General features: G+C 43.7%; 24 protein-coding genes. 10 read left to right on the forward strand and 14 right to left on the reverse strand.

Annotation, left to right across the window (positions count from 1 at the left end; all coding sequences use genetic code 11):
- Positions 1–270: 270 nt before the first annotated feature.
- From AAG747_RS28165 to AAG747_RS28195, 7 genes are all read right to left on the reverse strand, one after another.
- Complete coding sequence (locus AAG747_RS28165; protein ID WP_346824606.1) at positions 271–708, reverse strand: hypothetical protein; 438 nt, start codon at positions 706–708, stop codon at positions 271–273.
- Positions 698–1,939, reverse strand: coding sequence for an RHS repeat domain-containing protein (locus AAG747_RS28170; RefSeq protein ID WP_346824607.1), 1,242 nt, complete (start codon positions 1,937–1,939; stop codon positions 698–700). Before AAG747_RS28170 ends, AAG747_RS28165 begins: the two co-directional genes overlap by 11 nt.
- Positions 1,887–2,039 carry a hypothetical protein gene (locus AAG747_RS28175; protein WP_346824608.1) on the reverse strand — a complete coding sequence of 51 codons (153 nt, stop codon included), beginning with the start codon at positions 2,037–2,039 and terminating at the stop codon, positions 1,887–1,889. The genes AAG747_RS28170 and AAG747_RS28175 overlap by 53 nt, the downstream gene beginning before the upstream one ends.
- Before the next feature lie 796 nt (positions 2,040–2,835).
- Positions 2,836–3,144, reverse strand: a complete 309-nt coding sequence (locus tag AAG747_RS28180) for a hypothetical protein (RefSeq protein WP_346824609.1) — start codon at positions 3,142–3,144, stop codon at positions 2,836–2,838.
- Positions 3,145–3,315 carry a papain fold toxin domain-containing protein gene (locus tag AAG747_RS28185; RefSeq protein ID WP_346824610.1) on the reverse strand — a complete coding sequence of 57 codons (171 nt, stop codon included), beginning with the start codon at positions 3,313–3,315 and terminating at the stop codon, positions 3,145–3,147. It lies immediately after the preceding gene.
- A complete protein-coding gene (locus AAG747_RS28190) occupies positions 3,312–4,199 on the reverse strand; it encodes an RHS repeat domain-containing protein (protein ID WP_346824611.1) in 888 nt (295 codons plus the stop codon). Before AAG747_RS28190 ends, AAG747_RS28185 begins: the two co-directional genes overlap by 4 nt.
- A gap of 60 nt (positions 4,200–4,259) precedes the next feature.
- On the reverse strand, positions 4,260–4,391 hold the full coding sequence (locus AAG747_RS28195; RefSeq protein ID WP_346824612.1) for a hypothetical protein: 132 nt from the start codon (positions 4,389–4,391) through the stop codon (positions 4,260–4,262).
- Between the two features lie 616 nt (positions 4,392–5,007).
- Between AAG747_RS28195 and AAG747_RS28200 the strand changes: the two genes are divergently transcribed.
- Positions 5,008–6,258, forward strand: coding sequence for an IS256 family transposase (locus tag AAG747_RS28200; protein WP_346824613.1), 1,251 nt, complete (start codon positions 5,008–5,010; stop codon positions 6,256–6,258).
- 405 nt (positions 6,259–6,663) lie between these two features.
- Here AAG747_RS28200 and AAG747_RS28205 read toward each other — a convergent pair whose 3' ends face one another.
- Entirely contained in the window at positions 6,664–7,221 is a 558-nt protein-coding gene (locus AAG747_RS28205; protein ID WP_346824614.1) for an RNA polymerase sigma factor, read from the reverse strand.
- A 526-nt stretch (positions 7,222–7,747) separates the two neighbouring features.
- Here AAG747_RS28205 and AAG747_RS28210 point away from each other — a divergent pair.
- From AAG747_RS28210 to AAG747_RS28225, 4 genes are all read left to right on the forward strand, one after another.
- Complete coding sequence (locus tag AAG747_RS28210; protein WP_346824615.1) at positions 7,748–8,815, forward strand: hypothetical protein; 1,068 nt, start codon at positions 7,748–7,750, stop codon at positions 8,813–8,815.
- Between the two features lie 258 nt (positions 8,816–9,073).
- A complete protein-coding gene (locus tag AAG747_RS28215) occupies positions 9,074–9,400 on the forward strand; it encodes a helix-turn-helix domain-containing protein (protein WP_346824616.1) in 327 nt (108 codons plus the stop codon).
- Positions 9,397–10,134, forward strand: coding sequence for a hypothetical protein (locus AAG747_RS28220; protein WP_346824617.1), 738 nt, complete (start codon positions 9,397–9,399; stop codon positions 10,132–10,134). Before AAG747_RS28215 ends, AAG747_RS28220 begins: the two co-directional genes overlap by 4 nt.
- Positions 10,106–10,729 carry an ATP-binding protein gene (locus AAG747_RS28225; protein ID WP_346824618.1) on the forward strand — a complete coding sequence of 208 codons (624 nt, stop codon included), beginning with the start codon at positions 10,106–10,108 and terminating at the stop codon, positions 10,727–10,729. Before AAG747_RS28220 ends, AAG747_RS28225 begins: the two co-directional genes overlap by 29 nt.
- An 85-nt stretch (positions 10,730–10,814) precedes the next feature.
- On the opposite strand, the gene AAG747_RS28230 is transcribed toward AAG747_RS28225, so the two are convergent.
- On the reverse strand, positions 10,815–14,429 hold the full coding sequence (locus tag AAG747_RS28230) for a T9SS type A sorting domain-containing protein (protein ID WP_346824619.1): 3,615 nt from the start codon (positions 14,427–14,429) through the stop codon (positions 10,815–10,817).
- 434 nt (positions 14,430–14,863) lie between these two features.
- On the opposite strand from AAG747_RS28230, the gene AAG747_RS28235 reads away from it, so the two are divergent.
- From AAG747_RS28235 to AAG747_RS28255, 5 genes are all read left to right on the forward strand, one after another.
- A complete protein-coding gene (locus tag AAG747_RS28235) occupies positions 14,864–15,283 on the forward strand; it encodes a BfmA/BtgA family mobilization protein (RefSeq protein ID WP_346824620.1) in 420 nt (139 codons plus the stop codon).
- Positions 15,284–15,288: 5 nt separating this feature from the next.
- Entirely contained in the window at positions 15,289–16,323 is a 1,035-nt protein-coding gene (locus AAG747_RS28240; RefSeq protein WP_346824621.1) for a DUF5712 family protein, read from the forward strand.
- The gene (locus AAG747_RS28245; RefSeq protein WP_346824622.1) at positions 16,320–18,149 is read left to right on the forward strand and encodes a type IV secretory system conjugative DNA transfer family protein; all 1,830 of its coding nucleotides are present in this window, start codon (positions 16,320–16,322) and stop codon (positions 18,147–18,149) included. Before AAG747_RS28240 ends, AAG747_RS28245 begins: the two co-directional genes overlap by 4 nt.
- Before the next feature lie 125 nt (positions 18,150–18,274).
- Positions 18,275–18,667, forward strand: a complete 393-nt coding sequence (locus tag AAG747_RS28250) for a hypothetical protein (protein WP_346824623.1) — start codon at positions 18,275–18,277, stop codon at positions 18,665–18,667.
- A gap of 225 nt (positions 18,668–18,892) precedes the next feature.
- Positions 18,893–19,486 carry a 2OG-Fe(II) oxygenase gene (locus AAG747_RS28255; protein WP_346824624.1) on the forward strand — a complete coding sequence of 198 codons (594 nt, stop codon included), beginning with the start codon at positions 18,893–18,895 and terminating at the stop codon, positions 19,484–19,486.
- A gap of 329 nt (positions 19,487–19,815) precedes the next feature.
- Here AAG747_RS28255 and AAG747_RS28260 read toward each other — a convergent pair whose 3' ends face one another.
- The 5 genes from AAG747_RS28260 to AAG747_RS28280 are packed head-to-tail and all read right to left on the reverse strand — an operon-like array spanning position 19,816 to position 23,769.
- Positions 19,816–20,646 (reverse strand): BAR domain-containing protein, encoded by an 831-nt coding sequence (locus AAG747_RS28260; protein ID WP_346824625.1) that lies wholly within the window; start codon positions 20,644–20,646, stop codon positions 19,816–19,818.
- Positions 20,643–21,488 carry a TrbJ/VirB5 family protein gene (locus tag AAG747_RS28265; protein WP_346824626.1) on the reverse strand — a complete coding sequence of 282 codons (846 nt, stop codon included), beginning with the start codon at positions 21,486–21,488 and terminating at the stop codon, positions 20,643–20,645. Before AAG747_RS28265 ends, AAG747_RS28260 begins: the two co-directional genes overlap by 4 nt.
- Before the next feature lie 3 nt (positions 21,489–21,491).
- Positions 21,492–22,385 (reverse strand): conjugative transposon protein TraM, encoded by an 894-nt coding sequence (gene traM / locus AAG747_RS28270; protein WP_346824627.1) that lies wholly within the window; start codon positions 22,383–22,385, stop codon positions 21,492–21,494.
- Positions 22,382–23,164, reverse strand: coding sequence for a DUF4138 domain-containing protein (locus AAG747_RS28275; protein ID WP_346824628.1), 783 nt, complete (start codon positions 23,162–23,164; stop codon positions 22,382–22,384). The genes traM and AAG747_RS28275 overlap by 4 nt, the downstream gene beginning before the upstream one ends.
- On the reverse strand, positions 23,161–23,769 hold the full coding sequence (locus AAG747_RS28280; protein ID WP_346824629.1) for a conjugal transfer protein TraK: 609 nt from the start codon (positions 23,767–23,769) through the stop codon (positions 23,161–23,163). The genes AAG747_RS28275 and AAG747_RS28280 overlap by 4 nt, the downstream gene beginning before the upstream one ends.
- Positions 23,770–23,771: the final 2 nt, after the last annotated feature.

Genomic DNA, 23,771 nt, shown 5'->3' on the forward strand with positions numbered 1-23,771 from the left:
CCACCAGGTAGCTTAGCAAAGTCATACGAGCTTTATTTCCTTTTAATTCTTCCTGTAAAATTTCCACTAATGTTTTATCTTTATACTGGCTTGCCATCTTTATTATTTTTAGGTGTGGTAACTTAAAAAATAACATATTGATGGCTTGCCTTTATTTTTTTGTCATGTACTTAGAAGCTATTCAATAAAAATACCCCTCAAAGAAAGCTTAATAGTTCTATGAGGGATAATTGTATATCATCCCAAGATTGGGAAACTCAATTTAGATTTTTATTTAGACGGATCACTGGGGACTTTTAGCACAAAATAACTCATTGCCAATGTATCTGTGGAATCAATCATCTGTGCTGGAAAAGAAACAACTTTAACTTTGCATCTAATAATTTTCCTCATCATCTTTTTTATACAAATATCTTCCGAGACCAAATCATCAAAATCATATATTAGTTTAGCTGTAACTTCATCTTCACTTATTCTGATAAAAGCAAGTTTCACAACAATTACAGTACTATTTTTATCCAAACCTAATTTGTTTCTACATTTCCTATATGGAATTAAAAAATCAGGTTTTAATTCTACTGTGGAAAATAAATTATTATTATTTTCATCATATCCTACTTCAATTTCCCTGGTTTTTGTTTGAGCAAATACAGGCATACACAAAAAAGGAAGAAAAAGTATAAAAAGATAGAATATATTACTTTTCATCTGAAACAAGTTTATTATATGCTTTTGGTTCTACTTCTTGTTGTTCACCTCCATAAAAAGCATTACCTTTTGTTCCACTATTAAAACTATCTAAATATTTTATATAATTATCCCAATATTGACTGTCCTTATTTATAACCTTATCTTCTGAAAAATTTATTAAATTGAATAAACTATTTTCATCAGCACTTGGCATTACCAAATCCATCATATACACAGGAGTAGGAATGAGTTCTATTTCTAAACTATTCAATAATACCATATCAAATACTTTAGCTTCTGATTCAATTGTTGGCGTCTTTCTTGCTTCTGTTCCATTCTTTTTTTCTTCTAATGTTATATTATATGTCATAAACTGAAATTGGTGAAATAATTCTTCACCTATTGCCATCGCTCGTTTTCCAAAACCTTCTTCATAATTATCTATAGTTTTATATACAATAAGTCCCCCATTTTCATCTGGTGCTCTCGCCATTGCCGCTCCTTGTCCTTGAGATACACTCTCAACAGCTTCTGTATTTATCGCTATATTAACTGTATAATCTACACTTTGATCTAACTCATTATATAATTTCTCAAAAACCTTTGATTTAGCTTTATAAGCATCTATCACTTTTAATAATGCTTTAAATTGTTCATTATTTAAATCTACAGTACCTGTTATATTACCTTTATTATCAACAATAACAAATTTAATAATTTCTCCATCAGGGCCTATAGCGATTATAGGCATATTTCCCACAAAATTATATGGGCTTAAAGTTGGATATCTTTTTTCAAGAGGGTCAGTACTTAACCACCTCCCAATCCTACTATCATAAATTCTGGCTCCAAAATCATAGTGCGTAAAACCATCTCCATCTTTGTTAAAGCTATTATCCTTTTCCTTCCCGTTGAACCCATAACGGTAGCTCTCATCCGAGTAGTTCCGCCCGGCCATTTGCTTGCCGAAGGGCGGACGGCTAGTTGGAAATAATCGGAAGCACTTAACACTTCGGAGGCCCGGCTGTTGTCTTTGTATTTCACCCGGTCGGTGATCGTGGCTAAAACGTTGGACTAGGCGTCTGCCCCAAGGTGGTTGCTCAGTTCGTACTGGCGGAGGCCCAGGGTCAGCTCTCCGGCTTGGGGTTGGCTGGCTGTCGGCTGTCCTTCCGGTTGGATCAGGCGTTTGAACAACCCTACCCGGCTGCTGCCGTAGACCGGTTGCCCGAGATTTCATCCGAGGCATCATAGCGGTATTCGGTAAAATACTCCCCCTTCACCACCTTGGCTACTTTGCCGTACACCGTCCAGTTGATTGGGGTTATGCCTCCTTTGGTGCCTTGGGGCAAGTTGCCGATTTCAACTCTTCAAGGTTTAGAGAACCAAGCCTGTGTTAAAACTAAAAAGCACTTCATTAAGAAACCTTGAAGAGTTTTTACATTCATACTGCCGATGACCCAGGGTCAGCTCTCCGGCCTGGGGTTGGTTGGCTGCCGACTGTCCTTCTGGTTGGATAGAGCGTCTAAATAGCCCTACCCGACTGCTGCCATAGACCGGTTACTCGCTCACCTGCCGGTCTTTGTAGATCGCCAGCACATTGCCCGAGCTTTCACCCGAGACATCCCATACATAGTGGGTCATCTTATACACCTTGCCCCCGACCGCCTTGATGGTACTGTCCTTATGCTGCTACTTTCTTTTGACAAAAATAACAGTCTTCTTTTGCGAGTATCATTGGCAGACAGCCCTGTTGGATTTTAGAGCAGGACTGGTGTAGACACACCTTTTAAAAACAAACCAACAGTGACTGCCTCTGGCCGCAAGGCGAGCCTAACTACAGACAGCTATGGCTGCGAGGGGAGGATATGCTGGAAAGGAAAGGGTCCCATGGCTGGCATGAACGAAAGGGGTGGCAAAACAAGCCAGGTAACAGTTTTTGTTGTTGGCCTTTGCCCTAGCCGTTTTGGTAAAAAACTGGCACCTAGTAAAGCAGGGATGGTATTGAACGGCCCTGTAGTGAATACATTGTTTCCTTGATCAGGGGTTGGAGGCTGACTCCAACCAACCCCAAAAATTTTAAAAAATGGATTGAAAATCTTATGATAACCTTCGACATGGCAAATGCCGAACTGCGGGTACAGAAAGTTATTCTGCACCCAGTGGGCGATAATCACCTAAAAAGTCCTTAAAATTTTTAAAAAATAATTCCATTGCATCTTTTTCGCTATTAGCATATAGATTAATAATTTTATCCCATGACATTACAGCATTTTGATTATACTTCTGTATAATAAAAGTTTGGAAATCATTCATTAAAATATATCCCTCACTTTGAAACCCTTCTTTAAATAACCATCCATCTAAAAAGGCTTTTAGGGTGAATACTGAAAAACACGAAAGGTACATTCCTGGTTTTTCTTGTATTTTGAAAACTAAATCGATTAAGATATTCATCTAGAATTTTTTAATTGTTTCAACTATATATTCTGGGGCTAAAGAAAATTTATCATTTATCCAGTCTTGATAATCTACCCCGGTTTTATGAATATTATCATATACTTTCCCATTAACTAAAACCCCTCTATGTAACCCAGATGGAGCAATCCCTCCGTCTCTCATGGTCATTGGGCAAAATCGCTATGTATTGGTGTTGAAATTTTTCGCCCATTAGCTGTAGTATGATATTGAATTATTTCACCACTTATCCCATGTTTTTTGAATTCTTTGGCAAGTGCATCAGAACATTCAATGTATTTTGAAGTAATTTGAAATGCAATCTCGTCAACACTTTTCTTAGCATTACCTGGATCAACTATAGACTTAACAAATCTTTTTTGAAGTTTTTCGGGTACTCCTTTTCTCACTGCGTATTCCAGCATTTCATTCCCTGTCCTTGTTAAACCCCACTGGACGCCTTTTCGAACGGCCTTGCCAAGCCCGAACGATGCGGCCAATTCTATGGCTTCGTATTCAATATTAACAGGTACTATACTCCCGTTTGGATACCACTGCCCATCGTATTCATGATAACCCCGTTTCTTCATATAAACTTTATAAGCAGGGCTATTCCTCCATCGCTCATATGCTATCCTATAGGCCTCTTGTTGTTCAAGTTCAGGAGCTACTTTTAATGCATATTCTATGTTCTCTGTATGTTGAGTATAGGGAACATGGTCACTTCCATGTGTATAGCCAAAATCTACACTGAATTTGCCTATGGTAGATTTCCTTTCAGCTCCCTCCAGGTCTATTCCATCAATTACGCGATTTTCAGCAAAGGCATAAGTACTATTCCATGGATAATCCGGGGCCAACGGATCCACCGACAAAAACTTCCCAATCTCCGGGTTGTACAAGCGGAAACCGTAATCCTGGATCAGGTGCTGGTTGCCGAAGTCCTTGTCGTTTTCCTTTCCGTTAAAGCCGTAACGGCAGTTCTCATCCGAGTAGTTCCGACCGGCCATTTGTTTGCCGAAGGGCGGACGGCCAGTCGAAATAGTCCGAGGCACTCAGGACTTCGGAGGCCCGGCGGTTGTCCTTGTATTTCACCCGGTCGGTGATAGTCGCCATTACATTACCCAAGCTTTCACCCAAGCTTTCACCCGAGGTTCATCCGAAGCATCCCGTACATAGTGGGTCATTTTGGTGGTAGTGCCTACTTTCACCCCCTGGGCCACTTTGCCTAAACTAAAAAATTTCACTACCAAAGGAGCCCCTCACAACGAACTTTAAACAGACTCTAATTGCTTTGCAACTTTAGTGATGTTTGCAACATTTTGATACATTTTTTACTATAAAATAAAAAACTAATCATTATACTAATGTTGTAAACTATTAGGATGATACAACCAAACCACAATTTAGACTTTAATTCTAAAGGAACAGCACTATGAATCCATATAAATAAAAAAACGGCTACTGAAAATAAATTTGCAAAAAAATGTGTCATTTTTTCAAAAAAAGACATTTGACTTTTAAGCGAAAGGTGAATACTTGACTTTTTTTCATCTAATGAAAGTAAAATCAATGGTCTAAATGGTGTCCACGTTGATTCAAATAATAAAAAGTCAGGAATCAATGTTATAGAGTTATTTTTGACTTTTAACTTAAAAGGCAACAATGTTAGAGTATTTAATATATACTCTTTGGAACTCAAAGTAATAAAGCCATATTTCATGTTTATCATCAACTACCATTAGTTACAGATTCAACTTTATCAGAAATGTTTATTAATGCTTTGTACATGATATCTATCAATTCGAGACTGTAAATTAAACTCTGTCTAAGATAATTTTTATTAATTAACTTAGATAGATAATGAGACAAGAAGAATTAGAACAACTACAAATCAAAGCCCTGGAGCAGTTTAAGTCAGGCAAGTCACTGTTTGGCAAGGATGGAGCATTTGCACCTATGCTCAAGCAGTTTTTAGAAGCCGCCCTGGAGTCAGAGATGGAAGAGTACCTCGATGAGCAGGAACGCTCCGGAGGCAATAAACGCAATGGTAAGGGCAAGAAGACCATCAAAAGCTCCACAGGCACTTTTGAGATTGAAACGCCTCAAGACCGTCAGAGCAATTTTGAGCCTCAGATTATCAAGAAGCGCGAGACTGTCTTAGCAGACAACCTTCAAGACAAAATAATAGGGCTTTATGGCTTAGGGATGAGTTTACGCGATATCAGTGCCCATATCAAAGAGATGTACGATACCGACATCTCCCACACGGTACTCAGCCAGATCACCGACCGGATCATTCCAGAGGTCAAAGCCTGGCAAAACCGCCCTTTAGAGCCTGTATATTGCATTGTTTGGTTAGATGCGATGCACTATAAGGTTCGCTGTGAAGGCAAAGTTGAACACAAAGCCCTTTCCAACATTTTGGGCATCAATACTGCGGGCATGAAGGAAGTATTGGGCATGTATGTCTCAGAAAGCGAAGGGGCCAACTTCTGGCTGCAAGTACTTACAGATCTACACAACAGAGGCCTGAAGGACATCCTGATTGCCTGTACCGACAACCTGAAGGGCTTTAGCCAGGCCATACAAAGTGTTTACACCAAGGCCGAGGTGCAGAGCTGCATAGTCCACCAGGTCCGCAACTCGCTCAAGTATGTGGCCAGCAAAGATCAAAAGGAGTTTATGCGTGATCTAAAGGAAGTCTATCGAGCCGACACCAAGGATTTAGCAGAAATGGAATTGGACAGCCTGGCTAGCAAGTGGCAGGGTAAGTACCCCATTGTGATCCAGTCCTGGCAAAATAACTGGGAAAAGCTCACCACCTATTTTCAATACACAGCCCCGATCAGAAAGCTTATTTATACCACCAATGCAGTAGAGGGTTATCATCGACAGATCAGGAAAGTGACTAAGACCAAAGGTGCCTTTACCTCGGACATAGCCTTGCAAAAGCTTGTATACCTTGCAACAAAAAATATTGAAAAGAAGTGGACATCACCTCTGCAAAATTGGAGCTTGACCGTACAACAACTGGCTATTAAATTTGGGAATAGGCTGCCCCTCGATTTGGCACACAGCCCTGGTCAGGGGCTAGCCCCTGACCAGAACTGAAACAACCAGACAGAGTTTAGTTTACACTACCAATCATTGTACATTTATTATTTAGTAGCTTTTCTTTGTTCTCTACCTGCTTCTTTCAAAGCTTCCATTGATCGGTTACTACAAAAGAATAACAGTTAACTTGGTCAAAGTCGGTTTGTTTCAACCGGTACCTGATTATTCAGTATTGTAACTTGTTTATCCTTTTTGGTGAGTCTTTACAGTTGGCAACTCTAATGCAACCAACAGCAACACTTAAATGAATAGAGATACCCAGCTCTACAACCATATCAATGATTTTTCTACTTATTGGTTTTTAAATCAATCTATACATTGTTAAGAAATACACACACTCAATATGTGGATGCCCCTACTCTATTTTCGAAAATTTCACATTTTGTTTAACAAAGTACTTACTCAATTTTTCCAAAAATAAAACCAAATGATACTTACTTTGAGCAGTTTCCGGAACATCTTCAGAGCGATGGAAATATTTTTCTCTACCGCTTTTTGGCTCACTTGAAGGTGAGCGGCAATTTCCTTATAGCTCATTTTGCATTCTCTACTCAATAGAAAGGTAAGCCTTGCCTTATAAGGTAATTGCTTCTGAATAGCCCGAAAACGCCATTTAAGTTCTTTTTCTGCCAAATCTTTTTCTATGTCCGGAGGAACGTCCAGTACGATATAATCCAGATTGTCCGGAAGTTTGCGACTTTTCAAATAGTTAACCGAACGGTTATAGATAGCCCGTTGCAGGTAAGCGATGACCGGTTTCCGGATTTGTAATGTATGCCGTTTCGTCCAGACTGTGATCCACAATTCTTGCACTACATCCTGTGCAGCATCCTCATCCTGAATGAAATGGCTTGCCTTCTCTAATAACAAAGTATGGTACTGTTGGTAAAGAAGTGTCATGGCCTTTTCGTCATCCCTGGCGAGAAGACGTAAGACCAACTCATCATTGTCTGTGTTCATTTGTTTGTTTGTTTTTGTTAGGAAATAGGCAATAGTTTGCCTGGCTCTTTCTTTACGATGTTAAGAGCAGATGATACTTCCCCTAAATAATGCATTTTCACCTCCCTTTACCAAATAGGTTATTTCGTAGTATAATGCAGCGGGACGGCCATTTATATGACCATCCTTCATCTTATTTTGAGAGATGAAAAGCCCTTGTGAGAAAATAAAATAGATAAAGTTAGTAGGGCAAACAGCTATTTTGGTGTATTTGACAGGGGTACTATCAATTTTGGAATTCTATATTTTATTACGTAAATATAGGTAATAAAAAAGCAAAACCTATCAATCTGGTATAAAACAAACTTCTTAGAATCAAAGATATAGCACTAAAAGCCACCACCATTAGAAGCATTGGTTGATTTGATCGCTATTATCATCCAATGCAATACCTATAGAAAAATTACAAGGCTTCTTTGTTATCAAACAAAGTTGTCTGTCTATTGTAAATCGGATCACTCCACCTTTTTAACAAACTGCTTTTACCATGATACTTGACATTAATGAACTATTCCAACTGGCCAAAACAGACTTACACCCTCACCCCTTGTCTCATTTGGATAAGGCACAACTTGACGTTTGGTTAAAAGTTGTAGAAAAAGAAATCCGGAAAATCAAACAATCGTTGGAGCCCCTTCCCAAAGAAAAAAAACTCAAAAAAAGCATCAGGGGCTTAGTCCAGACAATGGATCTATTGATCAGTTACGACCGGGAACCTTCCTTACAACCTTTCTATCATGCGCTTCTAAAAATGCTGGATCAACTCTTAACAGCTCTTAGAAGCGATCCTTCTTCCACTCTGGATGAGAAAGCTCCGGAATTACACCGGAAAACCCTTATTCATGCTTCTCAAGAGATATTACAAAGTTTTAATCAACCTGATATTCCAATACAACATTTACTTACACAACCATTTCGGGAATTACCACTTAAAAGTGTCTATAGTTTTCAACAAATGGATTACTTAAGAAGCCTCCTCCCCCACCTACTCACTAACCTTCTTGAAAACAATGAAGATCAACTGCTTCAAAGCGTTATCCAGTACAACCTGAATTCCCTGGGAGTCTATCAATATTTTTCTGATAAATTTTCAACTGAATTAGAGGCCTTGGAAACCACTCAGGGCAAATTGGGTTATCTTGCTTATCATTACAAAACCCTTTCTCAACTTCCTGTCCTCCCGGAGATGGAATACAAAAAGAAAAACCCTCCTTTAAAAGAATGGATTTGCCACTGGCTAGCAGTAGAAATCAGTTACCGGTTATTTTCACAATCAACAGTCCCTCATCACTCAAGCAAACTTCAAGTTGGTTTGTCCGTCCCACAACTAGCCTACTTGTTCAAACTTTTCATGAAATCCGGAATTATTTCTACAGAAAATACCATGGAAACCTTGCGTACAGTCATCAACACTTTCTCTACCCAAAAGACCAAGGTTATTTCCCTGGAAAGCCTCAGAAGAAAATTTTATGACAGCGATGAAGGGGCAAAAAACCAAGTCAAAGCCCTGCTACAACAATTGCTCAAAATCGCTCAACAACAAGAGGAACCCTGATAGCCTGGAAAGGGTCCCTAACAGTCCCGGGACCGAACCTACTTAGCGCTATTCAAAAAGAAGGATATACCACTGAAATAGGTACACAACCATTGGATTTTATCCGATAGTAATAAATGATGCGATTAAAAATATTTTTCAAGGTTTTTACTACTGACAATCAATAACTTACCTCAGTCACAGGACCCCTTTATGACTGGTTTGGAACGATAAAAAATATTTCCTTTGAAACCACATCAAACCTCAACAAATACTACTATGGCGACACAAATTATAACCACCGATGACTTACTCGAGTTTAAATTGGAACTCTTCCGGGAATTAAAAAACCTCTTAGAAGAAACCTCTTACCATAAGCGTAAAAAATGGTTAAAATCAGGCGAAGTCCGGGAGCTATTGGGTATTTCCCCGGGCACCTTACAAAACATGCGGGTCAATGGTTCCTTACCCTATACCAAGATCGGAGGGGTGATCTTTTACGATTATCAGGACATCTGTAAGATGCTTGAAGAAAACCGGATAACCCGTCCTCAACAAGCTTCTTCATTCATATTTCACTCATCTTCTAACCGGTTCGGACAATGAATTTTATCCGGCATTTTAACGCTGTGGTGGAAAAATTGTCTGCCGATGAACGCTTGCACAACACCCATGTTAGTTTATATTTCGCCTTGTTTGCTCTCTGGAACCGGCACCGTTTTCAAAACCCGCTTTCCGTGAACCGTTCCGAACTGATGACGTTGAGTAAAATCGGTTCGAAAAACACCTATCACAAATGCATGAAAGCCCTGGATGCATACGGTTACCTCCACTATCAACCCTCCCGGTCAGCTTTGAAGGGAAGCCGGGTGTATATGCAGGAATTTACCAACACCCTGAAACAAACACAGGAAGAAACAGGGTACAAAAACGGGACAAGCACCAAGTACAAAAGTGGGACAGGCCTTGGGCAAGTCTGTCCCACTACCGGGACAAGTAGTGGGCAAGTGTTGGGACCTTATATAAACAAGAAAAACAATACAAACGTTAAACATTCTTTAAAAGAAAATTTACTTGTCTCAGAACTGGGACGGGTTTCCTCTTTCCGACCTCCCGGAGAAGAAGAGGTCACCGCTTTTTTTCTTGAACAAGGCCAGATGAAAAGGGAAGGATTGAAATTTTATCATTATTTTCAATCAGTGGGTTGGGTAGTAGGCAAAGCCAAACCCATGAAAGACTGGAAAGCTGCGGCACAACACTGGATACTTCAGGCTAAACAAACCGGCAGGCCTTCTTACCTGGAAGTAAACCTTGACAAAAACTACCATGAACCGCTTTGACCATTACCTGCCCCGTTTGGAGCAAAAAGGCAAAGAGCTTTTTGGAAAAGCCTTCAGGATTTATCCGGAAGACCGGAGACTGGTCTCCCACCTGTTGGCCTATTTTCTGAAAAGCAAAGTACCCCAGGGCCTGGACCTGCACAAAGGCATCCTGTTGACCGGCCCTATCGGCTGTGGAAAAACCTGCCTGATGAGCCTGTTGCGTTTTACCTTACCGGAAAAAGAGCGTTTTGTCCTGAAACCCACCCGTAGGATCGCCATGGAGTTTTCCTCCGGAGGCTTTCCGGTGATCGAAAAGTATTCCTACGGCTCTTTTCACTCCGGACCACCTGCACTTCAAGCCAAAGCCTACTGTTTTGACGACTTGGGTTTGGAGCCCCCGGTGCGGCATTTCGGCAATGAACTCAATATAATGGCCGAAGTGCTGCTGGGGCGGTACGAGCTGTTTGTCAACCAAGGTATGCTTACCCATGCCACCACTAATCTGAGCGCCCGGGAACTGGAAGCCTTCTACGGCAACCGTGTGCGAAGCAGGCTTCGGAGCATGATGAACCTGGTGAGCTTCGGACAAGAAGCTGTGGATAAACGGAAGTGAAGGGTTATCTTTAGGTTTCCAGGTCAACCGTTTAACGCTAGTAGCGGAAGAAAGTGACATTATTTTAAGACAGAAGTCCTTATCACTATTTCACAAACCGTTGAACGACTGCATCCTGCCCATTGGTAATTTGAAGAAAATACACACCTTTGGTCAACTGATGTACAGGAATCGTACTTTGCCTTCCGGTAAGGATACCTTCCCATGCTAATTTTCCATTGATATGATACACCTTTATGGAAGCCGGCAAAGCCTGTGCTTCTGTAATCCCAATATGTAAACTTTGTATAGCCGGATTGGGATATACTTTGGGGGCATTGGCAAACGTTGAAGTTCCAAGCTCATCGCTTCCCCTCTGATATAACACTTCGACCAAATTGGATTCCCAATTATATATCCCGGCCCGGTCCTGTACCACATTGCTTGGCAATTGCACTTGCACCCGCCCCCCGGTTTGAGGGGTAATCCATACCTGAAATCTCTGTCCACTGCCCTCCAACTGACCGGCCAGTCCGTTTTGTACAGTAAAATCAGTGGCTTCCAAGCCAAAGACAGGTTCGGAGAAATGGACATATACCAGAAAGGGGGCATGGGTGATTATTTTCTCTTCGGGTGGATAGAGTTGTATCATAGGCCGGGTTTTGTCCGCAACCACTACCAAGGAGCTGTCATAAACGATATTGCCGGTAACATCCCCTGCCCGGATGGGAATCCGGTAGGTACCTTCCTGCATGTTCCCATTGGCATCCAAAGGGGCTGAGACCAACTCGTATGTTCCATCTTCCAAACCAGTAAACAAGCTTGTTCTGTTCAGGTCTTTATCCAACCCAGAGAGATCGGCGGCCAAGACCAGTCCGGGTTCGTTCATGTCCACATTCAATACAAGTACTTCTCCGGGTTTGTAATAATCATCGCCCTGTTGCATCACCGACACAAATTCCGGAGGAACGGCATCGACCAGGATTTCCTTGTAAGCCACCAAAGAATGTCCACTTCCCGGATCCGGCAAGGTTAGCTTGACCGGCAAGCCGTTTTCAGATAAGAGGCTTGCATTATTTGTAATTTCCAAGGCATGTTCCGAATGATAGTCCAACCACTCGGCATAATCGCCCGCTTGTACGGTGTATTCAAAGGTAAGAACTTTCCCCCTACTCTCTTTGTACTCGGCATAACGTAGAGTCTCCCCGGTTTCCAAAAGGAGTCTGGGAGGACCCTCCGGATTTTGAAGTTTTACATTTTGGGTAAATATCAATTTAATGGGAATGGTCTTACCTGCCCTGTTGTAAGAATGTGCATCAGAGAGTGCATAGGAGACCTCAGCAGGCTTGGGTTTAAAAAAATAGGCAGCGCCACTGCCAATAAAATCACCATCTTTTGCTGGAGCTCCTACCAGCACGTTATCTCCGGACATCGCAATGGAATACCCAAAGGCATCCAAAACAAACTCCTCGGAGTCGGAGGGCAAATGATAACTTTGTCCCCTTGCTTTTTCCCAGCCCTCTTCGGGTTTTTGAAAATGGTAAAACGCACCTTCTCCATTAAACTCATCATACCTGGCCCCTGCCACCAGCTTTTCATCATCTAAGACTAAGGATATTCCTAATAACGTGCCCGACCCACTGGGATACAATGCTTTTGTACGAACACTCTCCCCCCATCCGGCTGCCGGCCTTTCATAAATATATATTGCCCCGCAACTTTCACATGTCGGATAATGGTGGTTATCTCCGTATAAACTCACCCCTGGAGCACCAATGGCAATAGTGGTTCCGGAAATAGCCACACTTACCCCAAAAACAGTCTCACCCGCATCCACATGAATCATTTTCTGTTCACTCCAATAAGGCCATTCTGCAAGATTCCTTTCAAAAATGTATACAATACTACTTAGAACATCAGATGGATTATCCCCCAAGAATCCTCTGGCACCTATCACCATTGTTTGATGTTCAATGGCCAAAGACGTTCCAAAAGCATCTTTGGTCCTTCCATTGCTGGCAGTCAATTTCACCGTTTCAGTCATATCCATCCAGCCCCCTTCAGGCATTTCATAAACATAAACCGCCCCTTGCCCGGATAGATATGCTTTGTCACCCACAATAATAGTTTCTTCTGAAATCGCCAAGGTTTCTCCGAATTCACTTTCTTCCGTGGGGTCGGAAGGATAAAGACGTACAGTCTCATGCATATCCATCCAGCCTTGCTCCGGTTTTTCAAAGAGATACACCAAACGCCCCTCTTTGTCAGAGCCCCCTGTAAGAATAATCCCTCCTTCTATGGCCACACTTGTGCCGAATGCTTGTGCCGAATCGGGTTCAGAAGGTGAAAGCTTGGCTTTCAAATGCCATGTTTTCTGAACAAACTCATACACATACAATTGGCGTTTGAAAGGATTTTTGTAATGACCGGGTGCCCCTACCACAGCGATATTTTGGTCCATGGCTACGGAGGTTCCAAACCTATCATATAGATTACTATAGTATACTTCATGGGGAGGAAGTAAAATTACTTCTGTAACGGCCTTCCTCCAATTATTGTCCTCTGCGGTATACATATATACTTTTTCCCCGGTTTTAGAGCGTTCGAAAATACCCACCATCACAGCTTCCCCATTGGTACTTACTCTCCGTCCAAACATTTCAGTGGGAGTACTATTGGAGGCTTTCAGCCGCTTGGTCTCGGTAGAAGTAGTCCAACCCGTAACGGGTTTGGAAAAAACATATACCTGACCTGCTTTGTTGTCCCTTCCTTGAACGCCAACAACTACAAGATCACTGGCCAATGCCAGGGTGCTTCCAAAACGATCATAGCGAATGCCATCCGAAGCGTAAAGCCGGGCAGTTTCGGTCATATCGGTCCAGCCGGACTCCGGTTCAGAAAAAAGGTAAATAATTCCCCTTGCCTCTCCGGCAATCACATCATAACTCGCACCGGCAAGGATAGTTTCACCCTCTATAGCCAAAGACACCCCGAAACTATTCGATGAGACTTCCGAAGGAGTTAGCACAGCCGTTTCAGTCATATCCCTCCAGCCTCCTTCAGGCATTTCATATACATACACAGTATTATTTTTTCCCGAAGCGATGGCAGTATTGTCATCAATAGCAACACTTCTACGAAAAAAACTTTGTGCAGAATTTCTCAAATAAGCCGTTGGAGTATCCGTACTGATCCAACCACTTTCGGGCTTTACATAAATTTCACAATGCTCTTCTGTTCCGGTCAGGAGCGTATTACCGGAGTTACTTAAATCAAACCCTCCGGAAAGTGGGATCCGGGCGGTTTCGGTCATGTCAGTCCAACCCTCATCGGGCCTGGTAAATATACAAACCATATCTCTTTTACTGATGGCAACCGTATTGCCGGAAATAGCCACATCATAGCCAAAATAGTCTCTGGCAGCATCGCCGGAAGCGGTTAACCGGGCCACCTTTTTCCAGGTGTCGTTGTTGTATTCAAAAATATAGGCAACACCTTTTTCATAACTTCCTCCACGATTATGTTTGGGGGCACCCACCACTGCTGTCGTTCCATCCACCGCAATGGCACTACCGAATTCCGTATCCACATTATAATTTTCATGGGGTTGAGGAAGTACCTTGGCGACTTCCTCCCAGTGTTGAGCGGTCACTGAATGGTAGAAATTGAAACAAAATACAAAGACAAAAAAATGCAAAAAATAAGCAGCTAACTTGTACATGGTATTTTGGTTTAGAAATATAAGGAAAATTGGTCGTAGCTGCGCATGTTTGAAGCAATATTAAAAATACCTTATAAACAGTATATTTTATAAACAATAAAGTTAATAAATTCAAATACACAAAGGATACCTATTTAGTATTCTTGTCTTTTGCAGCATCATAATTATTCCGTCATTATTGAATCTTACAATTCTTTCTAAACTGTATATAGTTGCCAAATCCCGGCAATTTCCACCTCTTCCCTCCTTTTCCGGTTTTCGGGCTTTGGATTTCCTGTTGTTGGGCTGTTCTTTTGAACAGGGCGAAAGCAAGAAGGGCTTTTGAAAAACAGGTATAAATACCTGATTTTCAAAAGCTTTTATTTTCAGCAGAGCTAAAAATGTCGACAAATCTTCAAAAAGGAGCCTTTGAGCCCTGTGAACCTCGAAAATGGATGACTAAAGACCGACAAATACGCATTGAAAGGGCGGTGTATACTCAGGCCCAACAGGAAGCCAAGACCTATCAACTCAGCCTAAAAGCCTATACCCAGGCGGCCCTACGGTTTTTCGCTTCCCGGAAACTGAACCCCATCGCTTACCGGCCGGGCATGGAATACGAACTGAGCCGGGACTTGAACAAAGCCGTAGACCGCCTCTTTGGCTTTTTAATCACCCAGGAGAAATCGGTACTCAAACCCCTGTTGACCGAGACAGTCCGAAGCCGTATCCTCTTGGAACTGACCATCGACAATTTGCACCGCGTATCGGAAGTCGATCCAAATACTTTGCAAAAATTGAAAAGGGAAAACGAGCAGTACATGCATACCGTGGCAGGGCAGGTGCTGGCTGCTTACTTTCCTGCCAAAAAATAAATACCATGCATTCCAAAATCATCGATCCGGCCCGGCATGGTAGCAAGGTTTACGACAACCGGAGTACGGCAGCCTTTGCCGTCACCTACCTGGGACACGAACAGGGAGACAAGCTACGCTTCTTCAACCAAGAAAGGGAAGCGGTGACAGCCGAAGAAGTTATTCAGGCTTTGGACCACAATATAAAAGGCTTGCGGAAAGAGGAAGAAAAATTCCACTGTCTTGTGCTCTCCCCCAGCCAGGAAGAACTCCGGCACATCGGCAATGAGGAAGCCAAACTCAAACAGTTCACGCAAGCCGTCATGGAAAACTACGCCCGGAACTTTCAACGCAAAAAGCTCACAGAAAAAGACCTGTTGTGGTTTGCCTGTATCCACCACGAACGGACCTATAGCCACCGGGAGCTTCAACAAATGCAAGCGGAGGAAAAAGAAGGTCTGCAACCGGGAGACAAAAAGCCTGGCTTGCAAACCCATATACACGTTTTAGTTAGCCGAAGGGACCGCTCCATGCGGCATACTCTCAACCCCCGGGGGCAGAAAAAGACCTTTCCCATCAAAACTTGGCAAATGGCCAACGGAAAGACTTTTCAACAGCTCTTTGACTACCACCGGGAAGTCACCGCATCCCGGCTTAAAGCCGGCCCTTCCTGGACGGAACCGGACCGGATCCGGCACGACAAGCGCATCGGGCAGAAAGTCGACCAACTCAACAACTGGCTACCTCTTCCTTTACAGCTCTCCCAAGAACGGATCCGGGAAATCGGTCGGCAGACGGAGTATTCCAAGAGCTTTTTCCTTAATCTCTACCGTTTGGAAAAAGGGGCACGGCAGGGCAAATTGCCCGAAAACCCCTACTGCTATTTGGAAAGCTCCCACAAAAAGGAACAAAGCCACTCTAAGGCCAGAAGCTTAAGCCTGGAAATGGCCGGGGTTCTCCGCAAGCTCTCTGCAGCCTTCCAAGGTAAGGACGGCTATACCGAAGACCTGACTCCCCGAAAGAAAAGAAATAAGGAAATAGACCCCTCCTATGAACTATGAAACCGCAAACACTCTCCTCCACAGATGCTACCCTGTTAGCAGTTGTGCTACTCTCCGGATTTTTACTATTGGACTACCTGTATTGGGCCTACCCGGATTACTTGATTTACCGGATTCACCACGAACGACTACTGGAAATACTGGAAACATTGATTCTAAGATGGGCAGTATGGGTCCGGGTGCTAACCTGGATGCTGATTCCTTTGTTGACGTACTCTCCCTCCCGGATTCAAAGAACAAAAGCCAAGCCTTTATCCTTGTTTACTTTGTTACCGATCTATATCCTTAGCGGATTATGCTGGATAAACCTTGAATGGTTGTTTCCCCAATGGGCCGGTTTCCTGTACCCGGCTTTACTGCTCACCGCGGTGATGAGTGGAAGTATACTGCCTTCGGTGATCCGGTTGTACTCCCGCCAAAGCAAACCCTTGCCCGGGGACCGGAAAAAAATCGACACCTCTTGGGGTTTTCATCTTCCCACCAAAAGGGGGTATATCAACCTGAGCAATCCTCAGCGGGGCATCCTGGTCATCGGGGCACCGGGTTCGGGCAAGTCTTACAGCGTGGTCACCCCGATTCTTCACCAGGCGGTGGCCAAGGGTTATACCGGATTGGTGTACGACTTTAAGTTTCCCAGCCTGGCCGAAGAACTTCATCAAGCCCTGTTTGCTCGTAAACAATACCATCCTTATTTTATTTTAAACTTTAAGGATGTGCGCTACAGTCACCGGGTCAATCCCCTGGCCCCTCAAAATCTGCCCACCATCGCCTATGCTGAGGAGTACAGTAAGGCCCTTTTGTATAACCTGTACCCCTCTTCCCAAAGACAGATGGGCTTTTTTGAACTTTCGGCCAGTGCGTGGCTGACGGCTATTATCTGGTATTACCGGCAGAAATATCCTCACTACTGCACCCTGCCTCATGTGATCAACACAGCCTTGTACGAGGATTTCCACCAAGTATTGGAAAAGCTGGAAGAAGAACCCCAAGCGGCTGATATGGCCCGAAGCATCACTACTGCCGTAAAAACGAAAGCGGACAAACAATTAGCCGGGGTGATCGCCTCCTTACAAGTCCTTTTAGCCCGGATCAACAGTCCGGAGATTGCCTGGGTGTTGACCGGGAAGGACTTTGATCTGGACTTAAACAGTCCCCAGGCTCCCAAATTGCTCTGCATCGGTTCCGACCCCACCTTAACCGAAGTCTTCAGCCCGGTGATTTCCTGTATCATCACCGTAGCCCTGAAACTCATGAATCAGCCCGGTAAATTACCCAGTATGGTACTGGTGGACGAAGCCAGCACTCTGTACTTGCCCAAGTTGGAAGTGGTGCCGGCTACAGGGCGAAGCAACCGGATCGCTACCATCCTGGCAGCTCAGGATTTTCATCAGTTGAGCGATGCCTATGGCCGGGAAAAGGCCCAGGTGCTGGTGGCCAACCTGAACAACCAGTTTTTCGGCAAAATCAACTCTCTGGAGACCGCTCGCTACGCCTCCGAACTCATTGGTAAGGAAGAGGTATTGGTGGAATCCCGTTCCGTAGGTCGAAATACAGGCAGCCGGCACCGACAGGAAAACGTTTCTTTTCACTTTCAGGAAAAGTCCCAGGTACGCCCCCAAGACCTGGCCCGGCTGAAAACCGGAGAGTTTATCGGCCAAACGGTAGAAACCCCAGAGCCTTTCTTCTGGGCAGACATCCAAGTAAAAGGCTATCAGCCACCCTGTCCAGTCCCACCCTTCCAGGAATTTGAAGGAGCCTTGGATCAAATCCTGCAAGCCAATTTCTTAAAGGTAAAACAGCAGGTGGAGGAAGTGATGAAAATGTAGACAGATTGATAGGAATGTCTTTGTTGCGACCAATCCCTTAAAAAGGACTACGTAATTTCACTTAAAGAAAATAACAAGCAAGTCAAGTATAAAACTAAATGTAACATTTATAAACTAAACAGACCATGAAAATACAATCCCTTTTTAATCTGCCAAAACTTTACTCTCACAAGGGTACGCTTGTCAGACTGATTCTTCATTTTGACAATACTGAAAACTTGTTAGTCGAGCCTTTAAAACATCAGGCTGGGGGACTGGTCTTAAACCCAGATAACATGGAAACCCTCAAGTTTCCCTACCCTCAAATAAGTTTGCTTACGGATAACGGGAAACCCTTGACTACCTTCCCTTTAAGTATCCTCACAAAGATTGAATCCTTTGTTATATATCCGGACGGTTCTACTTGGGAAGGGCGTATATTTGAAGGGTACGAACAACGTTTACATTTACTCCTTTGGTCATGGGAATTGGTCAAGCACATGGGGTTCTCCCAAGGGCTTGACTTCCAACTACCCTAGTGGAATATGCCTACTACGTTGGGAGTAACCGAAGGAAATCAAATACTTACAGCCTGTGATGCAAGCAGCCACCCTCCGGTAACATCCCGACAGCAACTTAAAGTAAAACAACCCACTTTCAAGTATTCCTAAATAGTATTTATGTTCTCCTCTCAACATTTAAACTGGAAAGCAAGAAGTCCGGAAACACTTATTTTCAGTTTTTTATCTCTAAATATATACATCATGAATTGGGAAGTCTATTCGGACAAATTGGTCACCTATGATCCCAGATCCCCGGATTTCATTACAGTCAACACTTTATTTACAAAGGGAGAGTGTGAGGTTATCAGGGGGCTTCATACAACACTACCCTTCAAAAAGAGTCAACTATCGTGGGGACTAAATAAAGATCAGAAGAGAGATACGGACTTGTATTGGATTCAATCAACAGAGGACTCACTATGGATATTTGAGCGTGTACTCAACGCAATCGCTCATATTAACCGGACACATTTCAATTACATTCTGGATGGGAGAATCAGTGCTTTCCAATTAGGCCGATATTCTCGCAATCAAGGTTACGATTGGCACCTGGACCTGGGGCCTAACCAGGCTTCCCGAAGAAAACTTTCTCTCAGTATAGAACTTAGTCCGGAATCAGATTACGAAGGCGGTGAATTGCAATTTTTCAGGAATGGAATCCAAGCTATACGGAGCCGTCAAAGCCTTGGTAACATGACTGTTTTTCCCAGTTGGATGTTACACCAAGTTACGAAAATCACGAGAGGAGAACGGTGGAGCTTGGTTAATTGGATAGAAGGCCCTCCTTTTAAATAGTTTATATAAATATGATTTGCCTATGTTCTATCATAAAATTTCCCAAGGGATATCAGGTTAGAGACAAAGAAATAGATCCACCTCTGTATTACTAATGGAATTAAATTCCAATCTTTATTAAGATATAAATTGTAATAGTTATGACTTAATCTGACAAGATTAGTAAATTAGTTTAACTGTTCCATAAGCCTGTTTGGTTGTATTCAGGCTTTGACTTTAATATTCCCTTATAGGGTAGAAAATATAATAATTAAAACAACCCTAAGCCCCCCTTCTCACAACCTTTCTTTTAAACGACTAACCAGCTATTGCTATTCAACACAATCAACTCAAGGCTTCCACTGAGGCACTTTCCGTATCCCTTCTCCCAACAAGCGATAGTAAAGACTGGAAATCACTTTGTTTTTTGCAGGATTCCGGTTTTTGATCACCGAACGGATCATCTGATCGGCTTGGGTTTTCAATTCCAGGCTTTGAAGCAGATAGGTTTTGCATTGTTGAAGCCCTTGAAGCCGTTCGGCTTCGGTCATGGAAAAGCGGGATTTTTTCCGCAAAGCAGCCTGTAGGCTTTCAGCCTTCTGCAACAGTTCTTCCGAAAGGGACTGATAACTCAAAGCCAGTTGTATTTTTTGCCGGTCTCCGGCTTCCTCTAAAGCAAAACCCATCAATGCCCGTTGTTTCTCCCGTTCTTTTCCCGGACGAAAAGGATGGCCGGAATCCATGCCTGTTACCCAAGCGTACAATTCCTTCACATGACCGTACCGGTTGCCATCTGCCTGGAGTAGTTGCCCTACCTGTCCCTGGTAAGGAACCGGCCCCAGGTAAGCGTCCAGATGGGTAGGCACTTGTCCGGATAAACGGGCAAAACTGCGCAAGTCGGCCCAATCCAGGTTCCGGACCGAAAACACCTTTTTCAAATCCTCCCGGACCTGCCATTGCAACTGGTATTTCTTTTCCAACTCCTCTTTGGAACGAATCAACACCTTCAATGTGGTTCTGAGTTTTTGCAGGTGTTGGGTATTTTTTACCAGGTCGGCCAAGGTATGGGAAAGACTTTTTTTGTTGTTTTTGTGCAGGATGGGGTCATAGACTTTGAATTGCGCCTGAACATTGGCACATAGACAAAGTGCCATAAAAGTGATGAGAAACAGCTTTTTCATTTTACTCCGAATTTATGTTGAGGGGTTTGGGTAATCCCCTTGTGCAACACATGGGTTTTAAAAATGTCTTCCACCTGCTTTTTTACCGGAAGGGCTTGTGTAGCCACGTCTCGCAACAGGTCTGCGGCCCGGCTTTTCAAGTCCATACTTTCCAACAAATAATCCTGACAAGTTTTAAGCAAGGACAGCCGTTCGGCTTCGGTCATAGAAAAGCGCCCTTTCGTCTTCAGGGCTGCCTGCAATTCTTCGGCACTTCGCTCCAACTCCCGGGCTAGCTTTTGGTACGACAGGGCAATCTGTAAACTTCTTTTATCGGAAAATTCTGCAAAGGCAAACTGATGCGCCACCACACTTTTTTGCTGCCGGTAGACTTGCTCATAATTTTTTGGTGGAGACGCTTCCGTAGAATAGCCCACCAACATCCGGTACAAATCCCGGGCATCTTCAGGACGGCTCCCTTGTTGTTCTAAAATCCGCTGCATCCCCTGGATACCGGGTACATGCACCCGGTAGGCTCCGGGGTCTGACCGGATCCCTATGGCTTTTTCCAAAAAAACTTTCAAATCTGCCCAACGCAAATGTTGGATGGAATATACTTTTTTCAAATCTTCCCGGATTTGGTATTGCAACGCAAAGGTCTTTTCCAACTCCTCTTTCGCTTTCCGGCTGACCTGAAGCGTTTTGCGAAGTTCTTCGAGTTGTTCGATATGCTTGAACAAGATTTTTTTCTGACTGATGGAAGTCGACAGGGTCGTAGCAAAATTGGCCGGATCAAAGACTACAAATTGGGCCCTGCTCTCCAAGACACAAAGACCCAGTAATACTAAAAATACTGTTTTCATGGTTTAATCAGGGTTTGTGGGAAATAGGTATACTTCATAGCCATCGGGCAAAAAAGCTTGAGGTACCCGACGGGCCCGGCTTTGACTGCGGAGCAAATCACTGCCCAAACGGGCTACACTCCCAAAAGGCACTTCGGAAAGGGCCTCGTCCAATAAATCTTCTCCACTGTCTTCCAGAGACTGCCTCAGAGGATTGTGGTTTTCCAGAAAAAGCCCCGGAGTGAAATCGTGATCATACACCTGGTAATCTACAGCCAGGGCCTGAATCCGGTGCACGGAAATCCGTATCCTGTCTCCTGCGGTTTGAGCCGTCCCGTAAAAAACCGTATTGCGGGGAAAAAACTGTCCCTGTATCCGGCAATCTTCATCCAGCCGTAGGGATACGGTGCTCTGTCCCTTCAGTTGTTGATCCCCATTTACCCGGATTTTGATAAACTTCTCTTGTGAAAGGCTGTCTTTTTCTTGTAAGGGGTTCAACTGCTTTAATGTGTAAAACCCTTCGTTGGCAACCTGCTTCTTTTGCTTGAGCTTTTTTCTCAAAGGTTGTTCTTTTTGTATATACTCCTGTTCGGGTTCTATCCTTTCAGGTAATTCCGGTTCCATTTGTTCAGCCACTAATGATTCCTTATGGAGAGGATAGGTTTTACCAAAGTCCATTGCCACCGGGGAACGGGGTTCCCAATAGCCCTGTTTTTCCGTATCTTCTTGTTGCTGAAAAACCTCAATCTGGGAAGGCAGTGTTTGGGTATGCAGTTCAACCTTCGGTTCCATATAAGGAACCGGAGTGTCTACTACCTTGCCTGTTATCCAATATTTATACCCATAGGTTCCTGCCAAAAGCAAAACACCTGACAAGAGTAAGCCGTAGCGTTTCAGCCAAGGAAGCATACGGTTCATGACAAGCGAAGGGCTTTACGAAGGCGTTTTCCCTGTAACTTCAGCGACAAGTTGCGATTGCCTTGCTGTTCCCGTAATGTAATCGACAAGTGCCCTTCATCTCCTACGGCAAATACCGGCAGGGCGATATAAAAGGCTTCGGAGCTGCCTGCCGGGACAAGTTCCGGAGACTGAATTTCTATAGGGACCGCTTGCCGGATACTGGACTTTTTCTTTTTAAACCAGCCCCGCCGGTGGAACTGAGCCCAGTAAAAAGCCAAATGGTCCGGCCGGTAATCCATTGAAGTCGTGTTGATCAGGGATAGCTTAAGATAAATCCCCCGTTTGCCAATCAGCACTTTGTCCACTTGCATGCTTATCCCGTCTTTTTTCCGTTTTTTATTCCTGAACATCTCAGGGAATGCATCCAATTTTTTTAATTCTATTTCCGGCAAGAATTTCTTTTCTTTCTTGGGTTTGGCCAATGGTTTCTTCCGGTAATCGTATAGAAACTTCCCCGGATGGGAACGGTATACCAACAAGGTCATGACAAAGCGATTACCCACTTGTACCAAAAGCGGGGAAGGCCGCCACAGCGGACGCTTGGCTTTGACAAAGACCACTGGGCCTTCCATCTTACAATGGTAATCTGCCCCCAAGCCAATGTCCACCAGATCTACCGGCTGGTCAAACACTAAATATAACGTGGCAGAGTCAGAGACGTAAAGGGTATCCATTTCTGTAGCCTGCACATACGACAGGGGCATCACCAAGAAAAAAGTATACAACAAAGGTTTCATGGCTGTTCGGTGTTTTGAGGTTCGTAAAGGATAAAATCGAAATCCCGGATCATTAAACCAAAGGGGTTGGCTGCCGTACGGTAAACTTTTTCCAGAGAAAAGCGGGCCCCAATGGGCAAGAGTTCTTGTTGCTCATCCACATGGACCCATTGCCGCGCAAAGACTTGCCCACGGAAAGGCCTGTTGCTTAAATCCACTTGTATGGAGTCCACAGTCAAGGTGGTATAAGACCGGTAGCGCACATAGTTTTCCGGCACTTCCCCTCGCAGGAAATCCTGATAGATCCTCCGGCCATTGTGGTCGTCAATCAGGTGCAATGCCGCCTCCATATGAGGCTGAAAAGTGCCGGCATCGTGGGCAAACATGAGTTGCATAAACGTTTTTATATGTTGCCGGGCTTCGTGGGGGCTTACCTTTCTGGGATCTTGCTCCAGTGCGGGAAATGTTCCGCTCTCCGAGATGACATATACCTTGGCCTCTTTATCCTGCCGGACCAACAGATACCCCATTAACCCGGACACAATAAAGCTACCCAGCAAGCTGGTAAAGGTCAAGGCCTTGAGTAAGCGAAATGAACGGTTGACATGGTGAACAGGTTCCTTCATTT

The sequence above is a fragment of the Rapidithrix thailandica genome, assembly GCF_039710355.1.
GTDB lineage: Bacteria > Bacteroidota > Bacteroidia > Cytophagales > Flammeovirgaceae > Rapidithrix > Rapidithrix thailandica.

Coding starts and splice junctions, on each gene's coding strand:
- AAG747_RS28165 (WP_346824606.1), bottom strand. CDS start 708: ATGAAAAGTAATATATTCTATCTTTTTATACTTTTTCTTCCTTTTTTG.
- AAG747_RS28255 (WP_346824624.1), top strand. CDS start 18,893: ATGAATTGGGAAGTCTATTCGGACAAATTGGTCACCTATGATCCCAGA.
- AAG747_RS28220 (WP_346824617.1), top strand. CDS start 9,397: ATGAATTTTATCCGGCATTTTAACGCTGTGGTGGAAAAATTGTCTGCC.
- AAG747_RS28185 (WP_346824610.1), bottom strand. CDS start 3,315: ATGACCATGAGAGACGGAGGGATTGCTCCATCTGGGTTACATAGAGGG.
- AAG747_RS28180 (WP_346824609.1), bottom strand. CDS start 3,144: ATGAATATCTTAATCGATTTAGTTTTCAAAATACAAGAAAAACCAGGA.
- AAG747_RS28265 (WP_346824626.1), bottom strand. CDS start 21,488: ATGAAAACAGTATTTTTAGTATTACTGGGTCTTTGTGTCTTGGAGAGC.
- AAG747_RS28260 (WP_346824625.1), bottom strand. CDS start 20,646: ATGAAAAAGCTGTTTCTCATCACTTTTATGGCACTTTGTCTATGTGCC.
- AAG747_RS28245 (WP_346824622.1), top strand. CDS start 16,320: ATGAAACCGCAAACACTCTCCTCCACAGATGCTACCCTGTTAGCAGTT.
- AAG747_RS28210 (WP_346824615.1), top strand. CDS start 7,748: ATGATACTTGACATTAATGAACTATTCCAACTGGCCAAAACAGACTTA.
- AAG747_RS28215 (WP_346824616.1), top strand. CDS start 9,074: ATGGCGACACAAATTATAACCACCGATGACTTACTCGAGTTTAAATTG.
- AAG747_RS28250 (WP_346824623.1), top strand. CDS start 18,275: ATGAAAATACAATCCCTTTTTAATCTGCCAAAACTTTACTCTCACAAG.
- AAG747_RS28240 (WP_346824621.1), top strand. CDS start 15,289: ATGCATTCCAAAATCATCGATCCGGCCCGGCATGGTAGCAAGGTTTAC.
- AAG747_RS28170 (WP_346824607.1), bottom strand. CDS start 1,939: ATGATGCCTCGGATGAAATCTCGGGCAACCGGTCTACGGCAGCAGCCG.
- AAG747_RS28205 (WP_346824614.1), bottom strand. CDS start 7,221: ATGAACACAGACAATGATGAGTTGGTCTTACGTCTTCTCGCCAGGGAT.
- AAG747_RS28230 (WP_346824619.1), bottom strand. CDS start 14,429: ATGTACAAGTTAGCTGCTTATTTTTTGCATTTTTTTGTCTTTGTATTT.
- AAG747_RS28275 (WP_346824628.1), bottom strand. CDS start 23,164: ATGAAACCTTTGTTGTATACTTTTTTCTTGGTGATGCCCCTGTCGTAT.
- AAG747_RS28200 (WP_346824613.1), top strand. CDS start 5,008: ATGAGACAAGAAGAATTAGAACAACTACAAATCAAAGCCCTGGAGCAG.
- traM (WP_346824627.1), bottom strand. CDS start 22,385: ATGAACCGTATGCTTCCTTGGCTGAAACGCTACGGCTTACTCTTGTCA.
- AAG747_RS28235 (WP_346824620.1), top strand. CDS start 14,864: ATGACTAAAGACCGACAAATACGCATTGAAAGGGCGGTGTATACTCAG.
- AAG747_RS28280 (WP_346824629.1), bottom strand. CDS start 23,769: ATGAAGGAACCTGTTCACCATGTCAACCGTTCATTTCGCTTACTCAAG.